19 protein-coding genes and 1 pseudogene are annotated in these 19,752 nt (G+C 72.2%); 9 read left to right on the plus strand and 11 right to left on the minus strand.

The features are described 5' to 3' along the window. Positions 1 to 297: 297 nt before the first annotated feature. A complete protein-coding gene (locus WMF39_RS24085) occupies positions 298 to 915 on the minus strand; it encodes a nucleotidyl transferase AbiEii/AbiGii toxin family protein (protein WP_437747798.1) in 618 nt (205 codons plus the stop codon). Continuing rightward, entirely contained in the window at positions 915 to 1,133 is a 219-nt protein-coding gene (locus WMF39_RS24090; protein WP_437747799.1) for a hypothetical protein, read from the minus strand. Before WMF39_RS24090 ends, WMF39_RS24085 begins: the two co-directional genes overlap by 1 nt. 245 nt (positions 1,134 to 1,378) lie before the next feature. Between WMF39_RS24090 and WMF39_RS24095 the strand changes: the two genes are divergently transcribed. The 3 genes and pseudogenes from WMF39_RS24095 (at position 1,379) to nudC (ending at position 5,267) form a co-directional block, all read left to right on the plus strand. After that, a complete protein-coding gene (locus WMF39_RS24095; RefSeq protein ID WP_437747800.1) occupies positions 1,379 to 4,042 on the plus strand; it encodes an ATP-binding protein in 2,664 nt (887 codons plus the stop codon). Positions 4,043 to 4,085: 43 nt separating this feature from the next. After that, positions 4,086 to 4,256: pseudogene (locus WMF39_RS24100) on the plus strand (hypothetical protein); the annotation flags it as partial. A gap of 174 nt (positions 4,257 to 4,430) precedes the next feature. After that, the gene (gene nudC, locus WMF39_RS24105; protein ID WP_437747801.1) at positions 4,431 to 5,267 is read left to right on the plus strand and encodes an NAD(+) diphosphatase; all 837 of its coding nucleotides are present in this window, start codon (positions 4,431 to 4,433) and stop codon (positions 5,265 to 5,267) included. Between the two features lie 7 nt (positions 5,268 to 5,274). Here the strand turns inward: nudC and WMF39_RS24110 are convergent, their stop codons facing one another. From WMF39_RS24110 to WMF39_RS24125, 4 genes are all read right to left on the minus strand, one after another. Then, the gene (locus tag WMF39_RS24110; protein WP_437747802.1) at positions 5,275 to 6,744 is read right to left on the minus strand and encodes an MATE family efflux transporter; all 1,470 of its coding nucleotides are present in this window, start codon (positions 6,742 to 6,744) and stop codon (positions 5,275 to 5,277) included. Positions 6,745 to 6,979: 235 nt separating this feature from the next. Beyond that, positions 6,980 to 7,249 carry a hypothetical protein gene (locus tag WMF39_RS24115; RefSeq protein WP_437747803.1) on the minus strand — a complete coding sequence of 90 codons (270 nt, stop codon included), beginning with the start codon at positions 7,247 to 7,249 and terminating at the stop codon, positions 6,980 to 6,982. A 199-nt stretch (positions 7,250 to 7,448) separates the two neighbouring features. Next, the gene (locus WMF39_RS24120; protein WP_437747804.1) at positions 7,449 to 7,820 is read right to left on the minus strand and encodes a hypothetical protein; all 372 of its coding nucleotides are present in this window, start codon (positions 7,818 to 7,820) and stop codon (positions 7,449 to 7,451) included. Between the two features lie 133 nt (positions 7,821 to 7,953). Next, positions 7,954 to 9,051: a Nif3-like dinuclear metal center hexameric protein gene (locus WMF39_RS24125; protein ID WP_437747805.1), complete on the minus strand. Its 1,098-nt coding sequence runs from the start codon at positions 9,049 to 9,051 to the stop codon at positions 7,954 to 7,956. 340 nt (positions 9,052 to 9,391) lie between these two features. Between WMF39_RS24125 and WMF39_RS24130 the strand changes: the two genes are divergently transcribed. The 3 genes from WMF39_RS24130 (at position 9,392) to WMF39_RS24140 (ending at position 12,080) form a co-directional block, all read left to right on the plus strand. After that, on the plus strand, positions 9,392 to 10,693 hold the full coding sequence (locus WMF39_RS24130; RefSeq protein ID WP_437747806.1) for a ferritin-like domain-containing protein: 1,302 nt from the start codon (positions 9,392 to 9,394) through the stop codon (positions 10,691 to 10,693). A 126-nt stretch (positions 10,694 to 10,819) separates the two neighbouring features. After that, on the plus strand, positions 10,820 to 11,284 hold the full coding sequence (locus tag WMF39_RS24135; RefSeq protein WP_437747807.1) for a DUF3565 domain-containing protein: 465 nt from the start codon (positions 10,820 to 10,822) through the stop codon (positions 11,282 to 11,284). A 46-nt stretch (positions 11,285 to 11,330) separates the two neighbouring features. Then, complete coding sequence (locus WMF39_RS24140) at positions 11,331 to 12,080, plus strand: hypothetical protein (RefSeq protein WP_437747808.1); 750 nt, start codon at positions 11,331 to 11,333, stop codon at positions 12,078 to 12,080. Positions 12,081 to 12,239: 159 nt separating this feature from the next. On the opposite strand, the gene lspA is transcribed toward WMF39_RS24140, so the two are convergent. The 5 genes from lspA to WMF39_RS24165 all read right to left on the minus strand — a co-directional run bounded on the left by lspA (position 12,240) and on the right by WMF39_RS24165 (position 18,272). Next, positions 12,240 to 12,731 carry a signal peptidase II gene (lspA, locus tag WMF39_RS24145; protein ID WP_437747809.1) on the minus strand — a complete coding sequence of 164 codons (492 nt, stop codon included), beginning with the start codon at positions 12,729 to 12,731 and terminating at the stop codon, positions 12,240 to 12,242. Between the two features lie 90 nt (positions 12,732 to 12,821). Continuing rightward, complete coding sequence (locus WMF39_RS24150) at positions 12,822 to 14,207, minus strand: DUF1552 domain-containing protein (protein ID WP_437747810.1); 1,386 nt, start codon at positions 14,205 to 14,207, stop codon at positions 12,822 to 12,824. Between the two features lie 22 nt (positions 14,208 to 14,229). Then, positions 14,230 to 15,879: a DUF1588 domain-containing protein gene (locus tag WMF39_RS24155; RefSeq protein ID WP_437747811.1), complete on the minus strand. Its 1,650-nt coding sequence runs from the start codon at positions 15,877 to 15,879 to the stop codon at positions 14,230 to 14,232. A gap of 398 nt (positions 15,880 to 16,277) precedes the next feature. After that, positions 16,278 to 16,931 carry a Vgb family protein gene (locus WMF39_RS24160; protein WP_437747812.1) on the minus strand — a complete coding sequence of 218 codons (654 nt, stop codon included), beginning with the start codon at positions 16,929 to 16,931 and terminating at the stop codon, positions 16,278 to 16,280. Between the two features lie 27 nt (positions 16,932 to 16,958). Beyond that, positions 16,959 to 18,272: a helix-turn-helix domain-containing protein gene (locus WMF39_RS24165; RefSeq protein ID WP_437747813.1), complete on the minus strand. Its 1,314-nt coding sequence runs from the start codon at positions 18,270 to 18,272 to the stop codon at positions 16,959 to 16,961. A 99-nt stretch (positions 18,273 to 18,371) separates the two neighbouring features. Here WMF39_RS24165 and WMF39_RS24170 point away from each other — a divergent pair, with 99 nt between their 5' ends. The 3 genes from WMF39_RS24170 to WMF39_RS24180 all read left to right on the plus strand — a co-directional run bounded on the left by WMF39_RS24170 (position 18,372) and on the right by WMF39_RS24180 (position 19,735). Beyond that, positions 18,372 to 18,524, plus strand: coding sequence for a hypothetical protein (locus tag WMF39_RS24170; protein WP_437747814.1), 153 nt, complete (start codon positions 18,372 to 18,374; stop codon positions 18,522 to 18,524). Next, positions 18,521 to 19,303 carry a DUF899 domain-containing protein gene (locus tag WMF39_RS24175; RefSeq protein ID WP_437747815.1) on the plus strand — a complete coding sequence of 261 codons (783 nt, stop codon included), beginning with the start codon at positions 18,521 to 18,523 and terminating at the stop codon, positions 19,301 to 19,303. The genes WMF39_RS24170 and WMF39_RS24175 overlap by 4 nt, the downstream gene beginning before the upstream one ends. A gap of 117 nt (positions 19,304 to 19,420) precedes the next feature. Next, positions 19,421 to 19,735: a hypothetical protein gene (locus tag WMF39_RS24180; RefSeq protein ID WP_437747816.1), complete on the plus strand. Its 315-nt coding sequence runs from the start codon at positions 19,421 to 19,423 to the stop codon at positions 19,733 to 19,735. Positions 19,736 to 19,752 lie beyond the last annotated feature (17 nt).

The raw sequence follows: 19,752 nt of genomic DNA on the forward strand, positions 1-19,752 counted from the left end.
GGGGCGGCCGGCTGCGGGGGCAGCGGAACGCTGTCGCGAGGGTCGCCGTAGGCGGGCCGCGCACCTTCCATCACTCCCATGGTGGGCGCCATCGGCCACGCGCGGCTCGCGAGGCCCAGACGTCCTCACGCCCCCCGCGCTCGCCCCTGACAGCTACCGCGGCACTGGGAGCGGCCCTGCCGCGACCAACAACCGTCGCTCCGCGCGCCGGCGCGGGTGGTCGAGCTAGAGCAGGCGCACCGTCACCCGTGCCACGGCGGACTCCGGGACACCCCTACATCGAGTTCCCGCCACACATCATCGCTTGCGAGGACGAGTCTTCTTCTTGACCTTCATCGGAGTCCGCTGGCTGAGCAACTTCACGAGATCGGTCACGAGCTCCGGCGCGTCCAGCGCCTCGGCAAACTCACGAACCGTCGAGACAACCCACTTCTCGTCAACATCAGCATGCGCGCTCAGGATGGATTCGATGTCCACCATGTCGCGCGAGCGATGGGCTACAGCCTTCATGACGAGGAGATCCTCAGGCACTGGAAGCGGAACGCGCAAACCGCCTAGATCCGTCGGGACTGCGCGACGAACCGCGTTCTCCTCGAACGGCAAGGCCCCCATCGAGAGGTCGATGGGAACACCGGTTCGGTCATGTCGAAGCAGAAGGACGCGGGAGTTGAGGGCGAACCCCAGCGCATCTGGGATGCGGGGAACGATTCCATGCCGCTCCCCATCGGCCAGGAAGAGGGGCCACTCGTCGTGGTTCGGAAGCCACGCGACGACATCCACATCTCTCGTCGTGCGCGGCTTACTCAGGATCGACACCGCGACTCCGCCGATGACCAGCATGGGGACGCTGGACGCCTCCGACCACGCGAGGAGCGCGCGTACCGCGTCCTCGAGCTCCGCCAGCGAGCGGCTCATCAGACGCCCAGGCGCTCCGCGAGCAGGTTCCAGCGCCGGCGCACCTGCTCCACCTCCTTGTCCGCATCGATCGAGCCACCGAGTCCCCGGGCCACTCCCATGAGCATCGCGAGGTCGCAGAACTTCTTGGCCGGAGACATCGCTTCGAGCTCTTCCTGCTCGACCTCGGCCACCATCTCCCAGCGCTTCTTGTAGGCCCGGATGTCGTCCGCGTTCATCTGTAGATCTTACCACCTGGTGGCATGCTCCACGTCAGATCGTCGATCTCTACCCCGATTCGCCGCGCGCTGGCTCCGCCCACGCACGCCGTGACGGCACGCTCCCGTTTCTCCCGACGTTGTAGAGCCGTGTGCCTCATGGATCCGGAGACCCCCTGCCCTGCACGCTCGCCAAGCGTCACCGCGCGCCCCCCGCCCCCAGCAGCATTGCGACAGCCCTCTCGCCATGGCACGAGCCCGCCCTCATGCCGACCCGCCCCTTCACCCTGGGCCGCTCCCGCCCGCTCTCGGGCGATCCCGGCGCCGCCGGCGCGCGCCCGTTCGAGCTCCCGGCGCACCACCTCGTGACCCACGGCGTGGTCGTCGGCATGACCGGCAGCGGCAAGACGGGGCTCGTCATGGTCCTCGTCGAGGAGGCGCTGCGCTCGGGCGTCCCGGTGCTCATGGTCGACGTGAAGGGCGACCTGCCCAACCTGCTCTTCACGTTCCCGGAGCTCTCCGCGGCCGAGTTCGAGCCGTGGATCGACCCCTCGGCGGCCGCGCGCGACGGCCGCTCCACGGCCGACGTCGCCGAGGGGCTCGCGGCGCGCTGGCGCGACGGCCTCGCCTCATCGGGGCTCGGGTCGGGCGACGTCGCCGCGCTCCGCGCCCGCATGGCCCCGCGCCTGCTGACGCCGGGCACCACGGCGGGCGAGCCGGTCCACGTGCTGTCGGCGCTCGAGACCCCCTCCCCGCTCTGGGACGAGGACGAGGAGGCCGCCCGCGAGGCGCTCTCGGCCTCGCTGTCGCTCCTGCTCCGGCTCGTCGGCCGCGACCCGGATCCGGCCCGGAGCCGCGAGCACGTGCTGCTCGCGCACCTCGCCGAGCGGCGGCTGCGCGCGCGGCGGGCCGCGGGGCTCGAGGAGCTGCTCGCGGACCTGGCCGATCCGCCGATCGCCGCCGTGGGCGCCCTCGGCGTCGACGAGTTCTTCGCCCCCAAGGAGCGCCAGGCGCTCGCCCGCGAGCTCAACACCCTGCTCGCCTCGCCCACGTTCGCCACCTGGCGCAAGGGCGCGCCGCTCGACGTCGCGTCGTGGCTCGCGCCGCAGGTTGGCAGCGGCAGCGGCGGCGCGAAGACCCCGGCGGTGATCGTCAGCGTCGCGCACCTCGACGACGACGAGCGGCTCCTCGTCCTCGGGCTGCTGTTCGATCAGCTGCTCTCGTGGGTGCGCGGCCTCTCGGGCACGAGCGACCTGCGCGCCCTCGTGGTCTTCGACGAGGTCTTCGGCTTCTTGCCCCCGCACCCGGCGAACCCGCCCACGAAGCGGCCGCTGCTCGCGCTGCTGAAGCAGGCGCGCGCCTTCGGGGTCGGCGTCGTCCTCGCCACGCAGAACCCGATGGACCTCGACTACAAGGCGCTCTCGAACGCCGGCGCGTGGTTCGTGGGCCGGCTCCAGACCGACGCCGACCGCGAGCGCGTCGTCGAGGGGCTCTCGGGCGCGGACGGCGGCGCCGGCGGCGTCGGGGCCGCGGCCCTCTCGGCCACGCTGAAGGCGCTCCCCCCGCGCACGTTCTTCGTGCGCGACGTCCACATGCAGCCGCCGTCGTTCCTCGCCGAGACGCGGTTCAGCCTGTCGTGGCTGCGTGGCCCGGTCACCCGGCGCGAGATCGGCCGCCTCGTCCGGAGCATCTCCCCTCCCCCGCCCGCGCCCGATCCGACACGCGCTTCTCTCGATTCCAGGTCTGTACATCCAGATTCCAGAGCAGATTCTCTCGATTTCAGGTCTGTATATCCAGATCCCAGAGCAGATTCTCTCGATTCAAGGTCTGTACATCCAGATTCAAGAGCCGATTCTCTCGATCCCAGGCGTGCATCTCCCGATCCGAGGCACGCTTCGCCCGATCCAGCGAGCCCCGCCCGGCGCGCGCCCGTGGGCCCGGGTGGGACGGTCGTCCTCGACCCGCGCCACACGCCCGCCGCCCCGCAGCCCGCGCGGCGCAGCGCGGCTGCTCGTGCGGACGCCGGCGCCCGCGCGCCGGCACCGCCGCCCCCGGCAGCGACGGCGCCCCCGCCAGCGCCCGAGGGATGGCGGAGCCTCTACGCGCACGCCCCCGCCGCCGCGCCGGAGGGCTTCCGTTACATCCCCTGGGTTGCTGCCTCCGTGATCGCCCACCTGCGCGACACGAAGCTCGGCGTCGCCCTCAACCGGAGCCAGCTCCTCGCCGCCCCGCTCCTGCCCGACGGCAAGCCGGATCTCTCGCGCGTCTCCCGGCTCGACGCCTCGCTGCTCGCCACATCGCCCGCCGCGGGCGCCCGCTTCGCCGAGCTGCCCGCCCCGCTCGCGAAGCGCGCCACCGCGCAGGCCGCGGCGCGCGCGCTCCGGGAGCACGCCTACCGCACGACCGAGGCCTCGGTGGCCGTCCACAAGGAGCTCGGGCTCGCGCAGGACGACGGCGAGCCCCTCGAGGCGTTCGCCGCCCGCTGCCGCGCCGCCGCGGCCCGGCTCGCCACCGCCGAGCAGCAGCAGGTCGTCGGCCGGTTCGCGCCCAAGATCGCGCGCCTCGGCGAGCGCATCGCCGCCGCGAAGGCGCGGTACGGCCAGGCCGAGGCCGAGGTGGCCGCGCTCCCCGGCGCGGTGGGCGCCGCGCTCCTCGGGCTCGTCGCCGGCCGGGACACCGCCCGGCGCGCCGGGACCCAGCGCGACAAGGCCGCCGCGAAGCTCGAGCGCGCGCGGCAGGAGTGGACCGAGGCGGACGCCGCGCTCCGCGACCTCCACGCCGCGCAAGCCGCCGAGCTCGCGGCGCTGGAGCAGCTCCCCCTCCGCGCCGGCGAGGGCATCGAGACGAAGCGCCTCGTCCCCAAGAAGAACGACGTCGAGGTCGCGTTCGTGGCGCTCGCCTGGGCCGCGACGCTCGCCGGCCCCGCGTGAGTTCCGAGACGAGCTCACCGCCGCCACAGCTCGTCTCAGCGCGTTCCCTGACGCAGGCATATCTTACGAGGAGAGCGACATCGACGGCATGCGCCGCGTCCTGCTGCCACGAACGAGCTACCACGTGTATTACGTCGTCAACGACACGACCCGGACCGTGACGATCATGGCGGTGTGGCATTCGGCCCTAGGCCACGGGCCTCCGCTTCGCTGAGTCTCTCGTCGCGAGGGCGCTCTGCGCTCACGTTGGGAGCGAGTCGCTACGCTCGCGCGACGTCGCGGTATCCCTCCCTCCATCGAGGCGCTAGGCTCCCCCGCATGCAGCCGATCGGCGCACCTGAGCGACGCCTCGACGGGGAGCCCACGCGGCTCTGCCCCAGGTAACGCCATGCCGTCCTCCCGCTTCCGCGCCGGGCTCGGCCGTCCGAGCTCGGCCCCTGCCGAGATCGCGTGGTTCGCGTTCCACGGCGACGACCTCCTCGTCCGCGCGCCCAGCGACGGCGGCGATCGCTTCGACCTCCCGATCGCGGCCGATCTCGCCGATCTCGGCGTCTCCGTCACGCGCGCGCAACCGCTCGGCGAGCTGGACGGGCGCGCCTGCCGCTCCGCCGAGCTCGCGCAGGGCGCGCCGGCGCCGGCGGGGTACGCCTACGTCTCGCTGCGGCGCCTCCACGGGCGCATCGATCCGGAGCTGTTCGAGATCGCGGGCACGGCATACCAGGTGCAGCACTGGGACAAGGCGCACCAGTACTGCGCTGCATGCGGCACTGCGCTCGAGACCGGGCAGGACGAGCGCGTGAAGCGCTGCGTCCGCTGCGCGAGCAACTACTTCCCCCGGATCACGCCGGCGACGATCGTGCTCGTCGAGGACGGCCCGCGCGTCCTGATGACGCGCCAGGCGCGGTTCCCTGCGGGCATGTACGGCCTCGTCGCCGGGTTCGTCGAGCCGGGCGAGACGCTGGAGACGTGCGTCGCGCGCGAGGTCCACGAGGAGACGGGCGTCGACGTCGCCGACATCGTCTATTTCGGCAGCCAGCCGTGGCCCTTCCCCCACCAGATCATGGTCGGCTTCACCGCGCGCTACGCCGGCGGCGAGCTCCGCGTCGACACGCGCGAGCTCGAGGACGCGCGCTGGTTCCACCGCGACGCGCTGCCGCTCTTGCCGCCGCCGCTCAGCATCGCCCGGAAGCTCATCGAGGCCTGGCTCGCGAGGCCGGCGCGGTAGCGGCGCCTCAAACGCGCCGCAGCTTCCACGCGCCGCGGCGGAACACGAGCCCGCCCGCGACGGCAAACGTCGAGAACGCCACCGCGATCGCGACGAACACGCCCGCCGGGCCGAGCCCCGCGGCGCCCGAGAGGCCCCAGGCGAGCGGGATCTCCCAGAGCCAGAAGCAGGCGAAGTTCAGCAGCGTGGGCGTCCAGGTGTCGCCGGCGCCGTTGAACGCCTGCGTGAACACCAGGCCGAAGCCGTAGAACAGGAACCCGCACGAGAGGATCCGCAGCGTCTGCGTGCCGAACCGGAGCACCTCGGCGTCGTCCGTGAACGCGCCGACGATGGCGCGGGCGCCCACCGCGAAGACGACGCCTAGCGCGCCGAGCATGACGGTGGTCCAGATGCCCGCGCGGTACACGGCGGCCTCGGCCCGGTCGGGGCGCCCCGCGCCAAGGTTCTGCCCGACCAGGGTCGCGGCGGCGTTCGAGAGCCCGAGCGCCGGCAGGATCGCGAACACGATGACGCGCATCCCGATCGTGTAACCGGCGAGCGCCGCGCTCCCGAAGGGCGCGATGATGCGCACAAGGCCGCTCCAGCTCGCCATGCCGATGACGTTTTGCAGCGCGCCGTTCGCGAAGAGCCGGAGCAGCGCCGCGAGCGCCCCCGGGTCGGGGACGAGGTGCCGCGCGCGCACCCTCACCCGGCCGCTGCCGCGCGTGAGGAAGAAGACCTGCAGCGCGACGCCGGTCCCGCGGCCAAGGGTCGTCCCGACCGCCGCGCCGGCCACGCCGAGCTCCGGGAACGGGCCGAGGCCGAAGATGAGGCACGGGCCGAGCGCCATGTTCAGCGCGTTCGAGAGCCAGAGCACCCGCATCGACAGCGCCGCGTCGCCCGCCCCGCGGAAGATCGCGTTGATGACGAACAGCATCAGGATCGTCGCGTTGCCGAGCAGCATGATCGAGGCGAACGGCGCGCCGATCGCGATCACCCCGGGCGTCGCCCCCATCGCCGCGAGCAGCCGCGGGGCGAGCAGCGCGCCAACCGCCGAGATGGGCAGCGAGATGAGCAGGCCGAGCACGATCGCCTGCCCCGCCATGGCGGCCGCCTCCTCGTGGCGCCCCTCGCCGACCCGCCGCGCGACCGTCGCGGACGCGGCGACCGCGAGGCCCATCGCGATGGCGTAGACGAGCGCGAGGAGCGACTCCGTGAGCCCGACGGCGGCGACGGCGTCGGCCCCGAGCCGCGAGACCCAGAAGACGTCGACCACGACGAAGAGCGACTCCATGAGCATCTCCATGACCATCGGGATCGCGAGCAGGGCGATCGCCCGGTCGATGGAGCCGGTGGTGAAGTCGTGCTCGCCGCCGCGGACCGCGTCGCGGAGCGTGGACCAGACGCCCGCGCCGCGGCGCGAGCCGGGCGAGGGCGGCGAGGGTGCAAGAGCGTCCGCGCGCAGGTCGGGGGCGGGTGGCGTGCCGTGGTCGCGCATGAGGGCCGGCAAGCTGATCGCTGCGGGCCGCTTCGTCCAGCGGCGTTGCACACCTTTACAGATGGGAGGGGCTACTACAGATGGGAGGGGCTACTCTCCTGGCGCGCGCGGCGGCGGCGCCATCGACGCCGATCGGCAGTCAACCACCGGGCCGAGTCGCCCGGCGACCCGCCACGCTTCCTCCGCGACCACATCCCGCCTCGGGCGGGAAGCTCTCCTCTCCCTTTGCGACCGCTCAACCTGCGCTCGCGAAGAAGAACCACGCGTCGTCCGGGCCACAGCCCGGATCGAGCGCGAAGCGGAGGCGCTCGAGGAACCCACGGTAGCCAAGCACGACCGGTCCTATCCATCCCGGGGCGATAAGGATGCTGCCCGACACCGTGAGGCTCTCGCCGCGCTCGGCGACGAGCAGGACGTCGAGATCGTGAAGAACGCCGCGGATGCGACCAAGTCGCGTCGACAGGATCATCGTCTGTCCCGTGCCGCCAAGCTGCGCTTGCAGCATGTCGGCGAGGTCGCCTCCGATGATCGACCACGCGGCGCCCGTGTCGAGGAGCGCCTGGCTCTCGAACGGAAGTCGGCGATCCGGCAGCGAACAGCGACTGTCAGCAGCGTCCCTTCGTGCTCGGTCGCGACCCGATACCGCGCTGACGAGTCGGCCCACGGCTGCGCGACCCCTTCGAGACGCATCGTGCCTTTGGCCATCAGTCGACCTGCACCACGAACGCACCTTCGATCTGCCCACGCTCCGTCAGCCGCTCGACCAGCGCGCGCAGCGTGACGTCGGTGTCGAGCAGCTTGCCATCGTGGAGCGCCACCCAGCGATCGAGGTAGGCCTGCCGGTTTTCTCGCAGCCAGGCGTAGTCTGCCGCAAAGTCACTGCGGGCACGGTCGGGTGAGGCAACGATCCGGGGCGGACGGAGGACCTTCGCCCAGCCTTCCACGCTCGTATCCCCCTGGGCGAGCAACTCCTGGACATAGCGGCGCGCCTCCTCGACCCGGTTGGCCTCCACCAGCTTGCGAATGTGCTCTGCAGGGGGGATTGGCGGAGGGAGTGCTTCGTTCGCGGTCCGCATGCAAGGCATCGTAGCACTTCACTGCCATCCTCGGTCGGTCCCGACCGAGCCAGGGGACCTCGATGAGCCGGGCGCGCCGCCGAGCCCTGGCGTGTTCCGCGCCCCGTCCCCCTCCCGGCGCAGCGCCGCGCCGTCAGCGGATCGAGAACGGATCCCGGTCTTGCACGCTGAGCTCGACGCGCAGCGACGGCACCGCGGCGCGGAGGCGCTCGGCGAGGCGCTTCAGCGCGGCGCGCTCGCTGTTCGAGTGCAGCGCGCACACCACGGTGACGCCCGCGCTCGCCGCGCGGAGCGCGTCGTGGTGGCGCAGCTCGCCCGTCAGGTAGAGCTCCGCCCCCTGCGCGATGGCGTCGTCGAGGAGCGCGCCGCCCGCGCCGGCGCACGTGGCCGCGCGGGAGACGGCGCGCTGCTCGGGGCCGGCCACGAGCAAGGCGTCGACCCCCAGGCCCTCCTTGACGCGGCCCAGCAGCTCGGAGACCGGCGCGGCGCCGGCGAGCGGCCCGATCCGCCCGATGCCGGCCCTGAGCGGCTCGGCGGCGAGCTCGACGAGATCGAACGCCACCTCCTCGTACGGGTGCGCGGCGCGCATCGCCTGCACGACCGCGGCGGTCCGGTCGCGGGGGAAGACCATCTCCAGCCGCACCTCGGCGACGCGCTCGAGCCGGCCCTTCTCGCCGACCGTGGGGTTCGCGCCCTCCTCCCCGAAGAACGTGCCCGTCCCCAGCGTGCGGAAGCTGCAGCGCGAATACCGGCCGATCCGGCCCGCGCCCGCCTCGGCGAGGGCGTCGGCTACCGCGTCGGCGTGATCCTCCGGGACGAAGACGACGAGCTTGTGCTGCCACGCCTTGGAGGGCGCCCTCCTGAGCGGCGCGCGGTCCGGCGAGATCCCGAGCGCGTCGGCGAGGACATCGTTGGTGCCCCCCTCGGCGACGTCGAGCGCGGTGTGGGGCGAGTACAACGCGATGCCGTCGCGGATGGCCGCGAAGATCGGGCTCGGCGCGACCACCCGCTTCACGGCCTCGAAGAGGGGCGGATGGTAGGCGACGACGAGATCGCAGCCGAGATCGCGCGCCTCCCGGGCGACCTCGGGGGTGTAATCGATGGCGAGGAGCGCCGCCGACGAGGGCCGCGCCGGGTCGCCCGCGAGCAAGCCGACGTTGTCCCAGGACTCCGCGAACCGGAGCGGCGCGATCGACTCGAGCGCTGAAAGGACGTCTCGGAGGAGGGTCATGAGCGCCTCTATACCAGCGGCGACCGCGGTTCGGCGCAGCGGCGACGCGGCGACGCGGCGACGTGGCGACCGCGGAGCCGAGCTCCGCGCGACGGCGGCGCCGAGCGCAGCCGGAGGCGCCGCGTCGCGCCGGGACCCGGGCGGCCGGCTCGACGCCAGGCGGGCGCAGCTCCGCGCGACGTCGACGCGCGCGCGGGTCACGCCGCCCGCGAGGGCTCGCCGCGGCAGCGGCGCAATCGATGCAGACCAGGGCTGTGCCATGCTGTGCCGGTCATCCCCGCGTTGAAAGGCTGCGCCCGCGGATCCTGCGCTGGTATGGATGCTGCTGTTCTCTGGCACCATGGCCAGTATCCCCTCTTCTCCGACTCAATTCCGGATCGCGCTCGCTCACCAGCTGACACGCGCGATCCTCGCCACCGCGACGCTCAACGTGGCAGTTGGAGGCGCCGCCTGCGGCGGCGACGTCACCCTGGAGCGCGCGTCGGGCGGAGGCGGTGGCCCCGCGTCGGGCGACGAGAGCTCGGGGGCGCGCGGAGGGATGGGCGGGAATGGCGGGCCAGGCGGCGATGCCGTCACATCAATCCAGGCAGGCGGCGTCCAGTGGACCGAGGAAGGAACGGTCTGTGTCGCCCTGGGACCCTCGGGACAGGGAGGACAGGGCGGTGTCGGGGGAGCTGCCGGCGAAGGGGGAACTGCCGGCGAGGGCGGCATCGGCGGCTCACCCGCGGGCGCGTGCCCGACCTTCGACCCCCACGGCTCCTCCGTCCCGGGCTCGCCGCCCGGTGCGCCCGCGGGGTGCTGGTACACAAGCCTCGGTGAAGGCGTCCTCCGAGGCAGCGAGTGCTGCTACGAGTTCGTCGCGACCTGCGGCGGCACAGGCCGCCCGTTCCTCGTGGGCGAGCGCGCGCGCACCGCGCGGGCAGAGCGGCGAGCGGCGAGCGCGTGGGGCGCCGCGGCGCACCCGGACGTGGCGGCGCTGACGCAGTCGACCCGCGCCGCGCTGGCCGAGGCATGGCTCCGCGACGCCTTGCTCGAGCACGCGTCGGTCGCCTCCTTCGCGCGGTTCGCGCTGGAGCTGATGGCGGTCGGGGCCCCCCCGGACATGCTCGCGGCCGCGCACGAGGCCGCGGGCGACGAGGTGCGCCATGCGGCGCTCTGCTTCGGCCTGGCGAGCGCGTACGCCGGCGCGGCGCTCGCGCCGGCGCCGTTCGCGTTCGGCGGGCGGGTCGAGGTCGCCTCGGGCCTGCCCGAGCTCGCGGCGCGCGCCGTCCGCGAGGGCTGCGTCGGCGAGACGCTCGCCGCCGTGCAGGCCAGCGAGCAGCGCTCGCGCGCCACCGACGCCGCGGTCCGGAGCGCCCTTGCCACGATCGCCGAGGACGAGGCCCGGCACGCCGAGCTCGCGTGGCGCTTCGTGGCCTGGGCGCTCCAGACGGGCGGCGAGCCGGTGCGCCGGGCGGTCTCCGAGGCCTTCGAGGCGGCCCTCGCCTCGCCTCCTCCGGCCGCCACGGCGCCGGACGCCGAGGCCGACGCCCTCGCCGCGCACGGGCGCCCTGACGGCGCGGCGCTGGCCGCCTCCCACCGCCGCGCGGTCGCGGAGGTCATCGCGCCTGCGATGCGCGCGCTGCTGGGCGCGTGGTCCTAGCGAGGACGCGATCCGACGTGTACCGGAAGGTGGAAGATGGACGATGCGCAAGCGCAGCTCGCTCCGGACACGCTGCACGCAGATCGAGTGGAAAACCATCCAGAAGACGGTCAGTAGATCGAGACGATGCGTCGATCGATCACAGGCTACCATCAGGACGATGCGAACGATTGGGTGGCCGAGCTGAGCTGTGGACATGGCCAGCACGTCCGGCACAAGCCGCCGTTCTTCTCGCGCCCCTGGGTCGTCACGTCCGAGGGCCGCGCATCGATGCTCGGCACCGAGCTCGACTGCGTGCGCTGCGATCGGCTCGAGATGCCCGACGGGCTGGTCGCGTACAAGCGGACGGCCGATTTCGACGAGGTCACGATCCCTTCCGGCCTGCGAAAGAACCATTCCACCAAGCCCGGCGTATGGGGGGTGATCCACGTGATCTCGGGGCGGCTGCGCTACCGGATCGATGGGCTCGGCGGTCGAGAGCTCTCTCTCGATCCAGAGAGCCCAGGGATCGTCGCCCCCGAGGTGCTACACCACGTCGACCCCGACGGCCCGGTGCGGTTCTTCGTGGAGTTTCGACGCAAGGGCGGGTAACCCGGCCCGCCGAATGGGACGGTCGCACCAAGCGTTCTGGGTCCTCATGAGCCGATCCTCCATCGCCCTGCTCGTCGCCGCCGTCATCGGGTGTAGCCCGCCTTCTCCCACCCCGTCGGCGAGCGTCTCCGCGGCTCCTGCAGAACCAGGCCGAGCTCCGGCGCCCGGCGCGACCACACCCCCGGCCGGCACCTCCGCCGTGGAAAGCCCGGCGCCCGCGGCAGCACCCCAGGCCGCCACGGACACCGCCGGCGGCTCCAAGGCGAGCCTCGACGATCCGCGGATCCAGAAGATCAGGGCCCGGTATCAGGACATCCAGGCCCGCAAGGACCTGACGCGAAGCGAGCTCCGCTTCGAGTGCGCCGGCGGCGAGGGACGCGGCGAGCTCCGGTTGTACCAGGCGGACGGCGCGATCCAGAAGGCGGAGATCGCGGCCGCCGACGCGGGGCACGGCGAGTCGGCGTACCAGTTCTACTACGACCAGGGCCAGCTGGTCTTCGCGCTGCACGACGATGGATCCTGGGCCTTTGACGGGACGAGGGGTACGCCGGACAAGCCGGCGACGACGAGCAGCGTCACGCAGCGCCGGTACTATGTTCACGAAGGCGAGCCCGTGCTCTGCATCAAGAAGCACGCGAAAGGTCCCACGGAGAAGCTCGGCCCCTTGCTGGAGCAGGCGCCCAACGGGCCTGACGATTGCTCCAGGGCCAAGAAAACACAGCAGATCGCCTCCGCCGCCCTGGCTGGCGCGAAGCCCAAGACCACGGATGAGCTGAAGAGGCTGCTCTGTAACTGAGCCCAGCGGCGCTACCGGGCGGCCAATCTTCTCGAGATATCTCAGACACCGGACCGGAAGACATGCGGCGCGCATGCTCTTCCTCCAGGTCTTTCCGCCGCTGGCCGCGCTGCTCGTGGAGCCGGCGTGCTCGGGCGAGGCTGTCTCACGAGGCGAAGCTCAGGACACCTCGCGCGGCTCTTGGCGAGCGCGCCGGAACATCGCGATCCCGAGCAGGATCCCGCCCGCCACGATGGCGATGTCAGCGACGTTGAACACCGGCCAGCGGTGAAGGTGGATGAAATCGATGACGTAGCCGCGAACGCCGCGATCGATCGCGTTCCCGACCGCGCCGGCGACGATGAGCGCGTACCCGGCCTGCTCGGTGAGCGACGCGCGGCGGCTGCTCCACCAGCCCAGGAGCACCACGCCGAGGACTACCATCGAGCACACCAGGAGGACCGCCACCTTCGCCGGCGACTGGATGCCCCGGAGCAGGCTGAAGGCCATGTCGCGGTTCTCGGCGTAGCGGAGATCGAGCACCCCCGGCACGATCGACAGGGGACCTCGCTGCTCGAGCGCGGCCTGCGCGACCGCCTTGGTCGCATGATCGCACCCCACCAGGGCCAGCGTGAACAGAATCAGGACCCAGCCCATCACACGTCGCGCCATGGCCGCCGGAACACGGCGCCCTGGCGGTTTGTTCCCAGTCACTCGCTCGAGAGAGGACGGTGTGGAGCCGGCGCCGCCCCCGAGCGGGTTTCAGGCGAGGAAGCCCGGCAGCGGTCCGCAGTTCGGCTCGATGCCGATGCCGGTCGCGGCGTGGCCGAGCGCGTTCATCACGGACGTGAGCAGCTTGTTCGAGCTCTGCGCGGTGGTGTTGTTGATGTACTGGCCCACGTTCACGCCCAGGTTCTTCCCGCCGATGACCAGGTACTGCATGTCCCGCGGGTTGTGGCTGTGGTTCGTGCCGCTCTCCACGCCCCAGAGCAGGATCGTGTTGTCGAGCATCGTGCCGCTGCCCTCGCGGATGCCCGCGAGCCGCTTCGCCAGGTACGCGATATGGCTCGCCCAGAAGCGATCGAACAGCATGAAGGCCTGGCGCGTGGTCATCGACTCACCACCGACGCTGACGCTGTCGTTCGTGCGGCTGACGTGCGCGACCACGTCGTGCCAGCTCTGGCCGAAGCCGAGGAGGCCCTCATGGTGGCCGCCGGAGAAGCTGAAGTGGTAGTCCGCGACCCGCGTGCGATCGCACGTGAACGCGCTCACGATGATGTCGGCCTGGATCTGCGCCCAGCGCGTGATCGTCGTCGCGTTGTTGGTGCTGCCGTTGTAGCCGGAGGTGTCCGCGCGCTCGCACGCCGCGCCGGCCGGGACCGACGTGCCGCCGCCCATGCCCGCGATGCGCTTCTCGAGCTCGAACAGCGCTTCCACGTGGAGCTCCAGCTTCTGGCGCTCGGCCTGGCCGAGGAAGCCCTGGATGGTCTTGAGCTCGCGCGTGTTGATCTGGAGGATCCGCTGGTCGGCCTTGCGCTTCGCGGCCGCGACGGCGTCCGGCATACCGCCGGGCGTGGGCGTCGGCGCGGCGCCGTCGAAGGTGACGCCGCTGAAGATCGTGCTGAACGCGCGCGCGGGGTCGGCCGTGTGGGTCATGGGCTGGCCGGGGCCGCTGTACGAGATGATATGGCGCTTGTCGGCGCCGCCGCGATCGGCGACGCACAGGTGGATGCTCGCGAGCGGCGTGCCGCCGCGCAGGTCGGAGCTCTTGAGCAGGATCTGATCGAGCGAGGGACCGTTCGCGTGGTGTGAGCTCTCGTCGATGAAGCGCGCGCCCGTGAACAGCTGCGCCATGCCCGCCTCGTGGTGATTCCCGACCGTCCAGGCATGGTCGAGCCGGCGCAAGAACAACATGTCTCTCTCGAGGCCGCGGAAATCGGCGAGCGGCTCCTGGAGCTGGAACGTCGACCCGCTGCCGGTCGGCCACCACTCGGGCGGGTGCGAGTCGGGCGTGAAGATCAGCACCAGCCGCTTGGGCACGACGGTCTGCGCCTCGACCTCGCGGTGGCGCAGCAGCGGCGCCAGGAAGATCGCGCCGGCCGCCGTCTTCAGGATGTCTCGTCTGGATACGTCGAAGGGCCTGGGCATGTTCGAACCTCGATGGCCGTAGCTAGTCGCGCACGCGCTCCAGCGTGCTCGGCGAAGACAGGAGCGCCACGAGCAGGTCGCGCAGGAGACCGGTGCGATCCAGCGCCGCCGTGCCCTTCACGACCGGCGGAATACCGCGCGCAGACTCGACCTGGCCGAAATAGAAGCGGAAGGCCTGCCGCGCCAGGCACTCGCGGATCCAGGTGCTGCGCGACAGCGCTTCTCCCAGCCCCGCGGCGCTGTCGTACTCCCCGTCGACGTCGGTGTTCAGCAGCCACCCCACCGCGTTGATCGGCTGCGGCGCGGCCATGGGCGCGGTGAGCGACGGGCTCCTGTACTGCTCGAGCGTCCGATAGCGGCCCGCGCCGTCGAAATTCTCGAGCATGAAGCCGACGCCGTCGATCAGCGCGTGGCAGCTCTCGCAGACCGCCTGCGCGTTGTGCGTCTCGTACAGCTCGCGCGTGGTCTTCGGGGTCATGCGCAGCTCGCTCTCTTCGATCGGCGGCGGGGTGAAGTTCTCGGGCAGCGTGATGTGCTGGCAAAGCAGCTGATCGCGGATGAACAGGCCGCGGAGCGTCGGGGACGTGAGGTACTGCTTGGCGGTCTTGGAGAGCACGGAGCCGAGGGAGAGCAGGCCGCTCCGCGCGGTGTCCGTCGCGCCCGAGGCGTCGCTGCGGTAAAACGCGGAGAGCGCTGGATCGACCTCGGGTACAGGCGCCGTGAGCAGGCTCGCGATCGAGCCCTCCATGCCTCCGTTCGCGCGGAGGAAGCGCTGCGTCTCGGCGAACATCGCCCCCTTCACATCGGCGAAGCCGGGGAACACGTCCTCGAACTTCTCCACCTCGGCCTCGAACGTGTGCAACCGCAACCACTGGACGAGAAAGTGACCGAGCTGGTCGGCGGCGCCCGGCGTCGAGAGCAGCTGGTCGATGTGGCCAGGAAGCAGCGCGGGATCGGCCAGCTCGCCGCGATCGGCGGCGGCGACCAGCGTCGCAGAGGGCGGCTCGCCGAGCACGCTGTACGAAAGGAAGGTCGCGATCTCGTGGTCAGTCAGCCGGAACGCCGCTTTCGCCTCATCGCTCGGCGCGCCGATCTCGGTCCGGTACAAGAAATAAGGCGAGTTCAGCACGCCCTTCAGCACCCAGCGGAACGGCAGCGCCGGATCCCCGGACTCGGCGGCGAGATCGAACACTTCGCCATAACTGGTCAGGTCCTCCGCCGTCGCGGGCCGCCGGAACGCCTTGCTGACCGCCGCGCGCACGAAGTCCGTTTTGCACGTCGCGTCGACCTTGCCGCACGGAATCAATGCGCTGAGCTGCCGATCGCCGAGCGCGAGCACCGCGGCCTCGGCCTTGGCGGCGTACTGCTCGGCCAGGGTCACGCGGACGAGCCCGCTGGTGGACATGTTCGGATAGATGCCGTTGTCCGGCACGGGCTCCATGTCCGAAATGTCGATCGACACGCCGAGCAAGCCCTGGACGGAGCGAGCGTACTCCTCCGGGGTGAGCAGCCATGTGCGGGCGCGCAGCGCCGCGGAGGCGGGCGTGGGCGCCGCGTACGGCAAGCTCCCGTCGGCCTGCGGCGGGGGAACGTCGCCGCCGGTCTCGCCGCCAGCCGCGCCCGAGGACGGATCGCCGAGCTGCCCGGTGCAGGCGGGCGCCAGAGAACCCAAAACGAAGATCCAGCCCAAAGAGCGAAAACGCATATCGGATCTCCACATGGGTGCGCGGCGCCGATCGAGGCCGCTCCCGTCGAGGAGGCTGGAAGTCCAACGCTGTCCGCAAATCAAACCGCCCGAAGCCACCTACCATCTTACAGCATCATTGTTACGCTGCAGTGGATGGCGAAGGTCCCGCTGCGCAAGACGACCCATCCAGAGCCGAGCAGAACGGTCCCCTCGAATGGATCTCAATCCGCGCCTTACGCGCCTTCACATTCCCGAAGGGTTCGGTTCTGATCATCGCCGCGCGCAGCGACCCAGCCCGTTCCCTTCGGCGCAGTGCCACTCATGCTGTAAGTTTGTCTCGAAACCCTGGCCGGCTGCGCCCGGCAGGTCGAACCCAGGGTGAATCAGACCGCTTTTCGCGGCTTCTTCACCGCGCGGAGCCTGCCTGTCGCCGGGTCGCCGCACCACAGGCGGTTGCTCGCGTCCGCCTCGACGCCGGAGAGGCGCACGCTCTCCGGCAGCGCGAGCCGGTCCAGGACCTCGCCGCTCCGGGCATCGACGCGGCGGATCTCCGACGGCGCGCCCGACTCCTCGCACATCACGCCGTGCCAGAGATCGCCGTCCGTCCACGTGACGCCGGTGACGAGGCGATCGGAGACGAGCGTGCGGAGGACGGCCCCGCGCTCGGGATCGATCTTGAGGATCTTCCGCTCCCGGTAGAGGCCCGCGTAGAGCGCCCCGTCGGCCCACGCGAGCCCGGTCACGGGCGTCGCGTCGAAGCCCGGGACCTCGCCGACCGCGGCCCCGGTCGCGGGATCGATCTTGCGGATCCTGTCGCCCCCGACGACCCACAGATGGCGCCCGTCGAACGCCACCCCGGCCCTGGCGGGCGCCTTCAGGCGACGCAGCACGTGGCCGGTCTCCGGCTCCGCGGAGATGAGGTCTCCGCGATCGCCGTGCGCGAACCACACCGCCTGTCCGTCGAACGCGACGCCGTGAATCGACTCCACCCCTTCGAACGTGCGCTCCGCGATGATCTCGGCCTGCCGGGTTTTCACGGTCCACTCCTTCCTCGCCCCGCGCACTCAACCAGGGAGCGCGAGCCCGAGGAGCAACATTTGTGACGCGATCGACAGCGCCGCTCTGGGCCTCGCGTAGCGCCGCGAGGGGCCGCTGCCGGTGACCTCGACAGCGCGCGCGAGCGAGAGCTCCGCGAGCGCGCGCTGCACCGTGCGCGCGCTCTTGCCGAGCGCGGCGCCGATGGCCGAGGCGCTCCACGCGGCGCCGTCCGAGAGGAGCGCGCGGATGGCGCCCGCGTCGCCCGGCTCGAGCGGCGCGAGGACGACCACCTCCACGCCCGCGCCGAGCTCCCAGCGGTACGCGTTCCCGAGCGCGCGCACGACCCCGGCGCCGCCGAGCTCGGCGCGCAGGCGCCCCACCTCGACGCGCAGCCGCCGCCGGTGGGACTCGTTGACCGCGCGAACGCCGAACGCCGCGCGCGCGAGGTCGTCGCTCGCGATCGCCGCCGGGTGAGCGCGCGCGAGCGCCTCGAGCAGGGCAAACAGGACCGGCCGGCGCGCGAGGTCGGCCCGCACCTCGCCGCCGTCGAGCACGCGGCGGCGGAGCGCGTCCACGACGACCCGCCCCGCGGGCGCGGCGACCAGGGCCTCGACGTCGGCGAGGCGCACGGGCTCGTCGCGGCCGCCCTGGACGAGGCGCGCCACGGGCTCGTCGTGCGCGCGGAGGAAGCGCTCGGCCTCGGCGATGAGCAGCGGATGTCCGCTCGCCCGCGCCCACGCCGCGGCCTGCTCGGCCGCGCGTCGCGCCGAGGACGCGCGCACGAGCCGCGCGTGCACCTCGGCGCGCACGAGCGCCAGCGCGGCCCTGGTGAACATCGGCGCGTCGCTCGTGACCGTGGCCTCGGCGGCCGCGAGCGCCCGCTCCGCCTCGGCGACGCGGCCTTCGAGCAGCGCGGCCCGCGCCGCGCCCAGGCGAGCCCACGCCGCGTTCGTGAGATCGCCGGCGCGCTCGAGGGCGTCCCCCGCCTCGACGAGCCCCTGCCACGCCTCGCCGATCTCCCGCTGCGCGAGCGCGATCTCCGCGAGGGCCGCGCTCGCTCGCGCCCGGGCGCGCTCGGCGCCCGTCGCAGCGAACGCCCGCGCTGCGCGGCCGAGCGCGGCCTTCGCCTCCGGATAGGCGCCCATCTGCGCGAGCGCGATCCCGCGTAGCGCGAGCGCGTGTGGACCTCCGAAGGGGCCGACCACCTTCAGCGCGTCGAGCGCGTCGCCCGCCGCGAGCGAGCGGGCCGCCAGCGCGCCGAGCTCGGCGGGGACCTCGGCCGTCGCATCCATCGCGGCAGCGTCGCACGCCCGGCGGCGCGCGCCAACGGATCGCGACATCGATGTTGCTGTCGCGGCCAGAGGCGCCGTGGTCATTTCCACGGGCCAGCGGCCGGCGCGGCGAGGCGCCGCGCGCGCCGCCCACAGGAGGAGATCCCCATGTGCCCTGCGTGCCTCGCGTCCATCGGATGGGTCCTCGCCCAGGCGGCCTCCGCCGGCGCCGTGACCGCGATCGCCATCAAGAAGCTCCGGAACCGGAACCAGAGCAGGAGCGCCGCCGGCGCCCCCGCGTCGAAGGGAGAGCGCCGATGAGCCGCGCCAAGGTCGTTTCAAGGGAAGAGTGGCTGGCGGCGCGCCTGGCGCTGCTGGAGAGAGAGAAAGAGCACGACCGGCGGCGCGACGCGCTGAGCGCCGCGCGCCGCGAGCTGCCGTGGGTGAGGGTCGACAAGGCCTATGTGTTCGACGCCCCTTCAGGCAAGCTGACGCTGCGCGAGCTCTTCGGCGAGCGCCGGCAGCTCCTCGTCTACCATTTCATGTTCGCGCCGAGCTGGGAGGAGGGCTGCAAGAGCTGCTCGTACGTGGCCGACAACATCCAGGGTGGCCACGTCCACCTGGCCGCCCGCGACACGGCGTATTGCGCCGTCTCCCGCGCGCCGCTCGCCAAGATCGAGGCGTTCAAGGCGCGAATGGGCTGGACGTTCCCGTGGGTCTCCTCGGACGAGACGGACTTCAACTATGACTATCACGTCTCGTTCCGTGAGGAGGAGCGCGCTCGAGGAGATATGGAGTACAACTTCAAGAAGGCGAGCTCCCCCTTCCCCGAGGCCCCTGGGCTCAGCGTCTTCGCCCGCGAAGGCGACGAGGTCTTCCACACCTACTCGACCTACGCGCGCGGGCTCGACGTCCTGATCGGCACCTACAACTACCTGGATCTCACGCCCCTCGGCCGGGACGAGGCCGCGCTCCCTTACACGATGGCGTGGGTCCGCCATCACGACAGGTACCCCACGACGTCAGGCACCTCGCGAAACGAAGCCGCTGGGGAAGGCGGCTCGTGTGGGTGCGCCGCTCCGGCGCGCGGGCCCGGGTGACCCGGACTCCTCGCGGATTTCGCGCGGATCACGCCCATGGGCCGCAGTGCGCGGGGCCCGCCCCCCGGTTTGTTGGCCGGTCCGGCTGCCTCGACGGACACTGGCGAGACGGTCGCGATGAAGAAGTGGAGCTTCCTGGCCCTGGGGCGCAGCTACGAGATCACGGATTATGGCCCCAGGTTCGGGATCGAGGTCACACGGGACGGCTACACCGTGTGGACCGGCTACCGTGACGGAGCGCGGCTCGTGACGGACACGAGCACCCTGCCGTCGCGCGAGCTCGTGGCGCTCCGCGAGGAGCTCGTCCTGCGGGCGAGCTCCTGGAGCGCCGCCCCGGGGACGGGCGCGGGCCTGCGCGCGCGCCGGCCGCAGCGCGCGGTCGAGCAGCTCGATCTGCTCGGGGCGCCGCTGCTCGGCAGCTGCCCGCGCTGAGACGACGCAGCGCGTCC

Source organism: Sorangium sp. So ce1504 (genome assembly GCF_051521635.1).
GTDB lineage: Bacteria > Myxococcota_A > Polyangia > Polyangiales > Polyangiaceae > Sorangium > Sorangium cellulosum_B.

Coding starts and splice junctions, on each gene's coding strand:
- WMF39_RS24085 (WP_437747798.1), bottom strand. CDS start 915: ATGAGCCGCTCGCTGGCGGAGCTCGAGGACGCGGTACGCGCGCTCCTC.
- WMF39_RS24090 (WP_437747799.1), bottom strand. CDS start 1,133: ATGAACGCGGACGACATCCGGGCCTACAAGAAGCGCTGGGAGATGGTG.
- WMF39_RS24095 (WP_437747800.1), top strand. CDS start 1,379: ATGCCGACCCGCCCCTTCACCCTGGGCCGCTCCCGCCCGCTCTCGGGC.
- nudC (WP_437747801.1), top strand. CDS start 4,431: ATGCCGTCCTCCCGCTTCCGCGCCGGGCTCGGCCGTCCGAGCTCGGCC.
- WMF39_RS24110 (WP_437747802.1), bottom strand. CDS start 6,744: ATGCGCGACCACGGCACGCCACCCGCCCCCGACCTGCGCGCGGACGCT.
- WMF39_RS24115 (WP_437747803.1), bottom strand. CDS start 7,249: ATGCTGCAAGCGCAGCTTGGCGGCACGGGACAGACGATGATCCTGTCG.
- WMF39_RS24120 (WP_437747804.1), bottom strand. CDS start 7,820: ATGCGGACCGCGAACGAAGCACTCCCTCCGCCAATCCCCCCTGCAGAG.
- WMF39_RS24125 (WP_437747805.1), bottom strand. CDS start 9,051: ATGACCCTCCTCCGAGACGTCCTTTCAGCGCTCGAGTCGATCGCGCCG.
- WMF39_RS24130 (WP_437747806.1), top strand. CDS start 9,392: ATGGCCAGTATCCCCTCTTCTCCGACTCAATTCCGGATCGCGCTCGCT.
- WMF39_RS24135 (WP_437747807.1), top strand. CDS start 10,820: ATGCGTCGATCGATCACAGGCTACCATCAGGACGATGCGAACGATTGG.
- WMF39_RS24140 (WP_437747808.1), top strand. CDS start 11,331: ATGAGCCGATCCTCCATCGCCCTGCTCGTCGCCGCCGTCATCGGGTGT.
- lspA (WP_437747809.1), bottom strand. CDS start 12,731: ATGGCGCGACGTGTGATGGGCTGGGTCCTGATTCTGTTCACGCTGGCC.
- WMF39_RS24150 (WP_437747810.1), bottom strand. CDS start 14,207: ATGCCCAGGCCCTTCGACGTATCCAGACGAGACATCCTGAAGACGGCG.
- WMF39_RS24165 (WP_437747813.1), bottom strand. CDS start 18,272: ATGTCGCGATCCGTTGGCGCGCGCCGCCGGGCGTGCGACGCTGCCGCG.
- WMF39_RS24170 (WP_437747814.1), top strand. CDS start 18,372: ATGTGCCCTGCGTGCCTCGCGTCCATCGGATGGGTCCTCGCCCAGGCG.
- WMF39_RS24175 (WP_437747815.1), top strand. CDS start 18,521: ATGAGCCGCGCCAAGGTCGTTTCAAGGGAAGAGTGGCTGGCGGCGCGC.
- WMF39_RS24180 (WP_437747816.1), top strand. CDS start 19,421: ATGAAGAAGTGGAGCTTCCTGGCCCTGGGGCGCAGCTACGAGATCACG.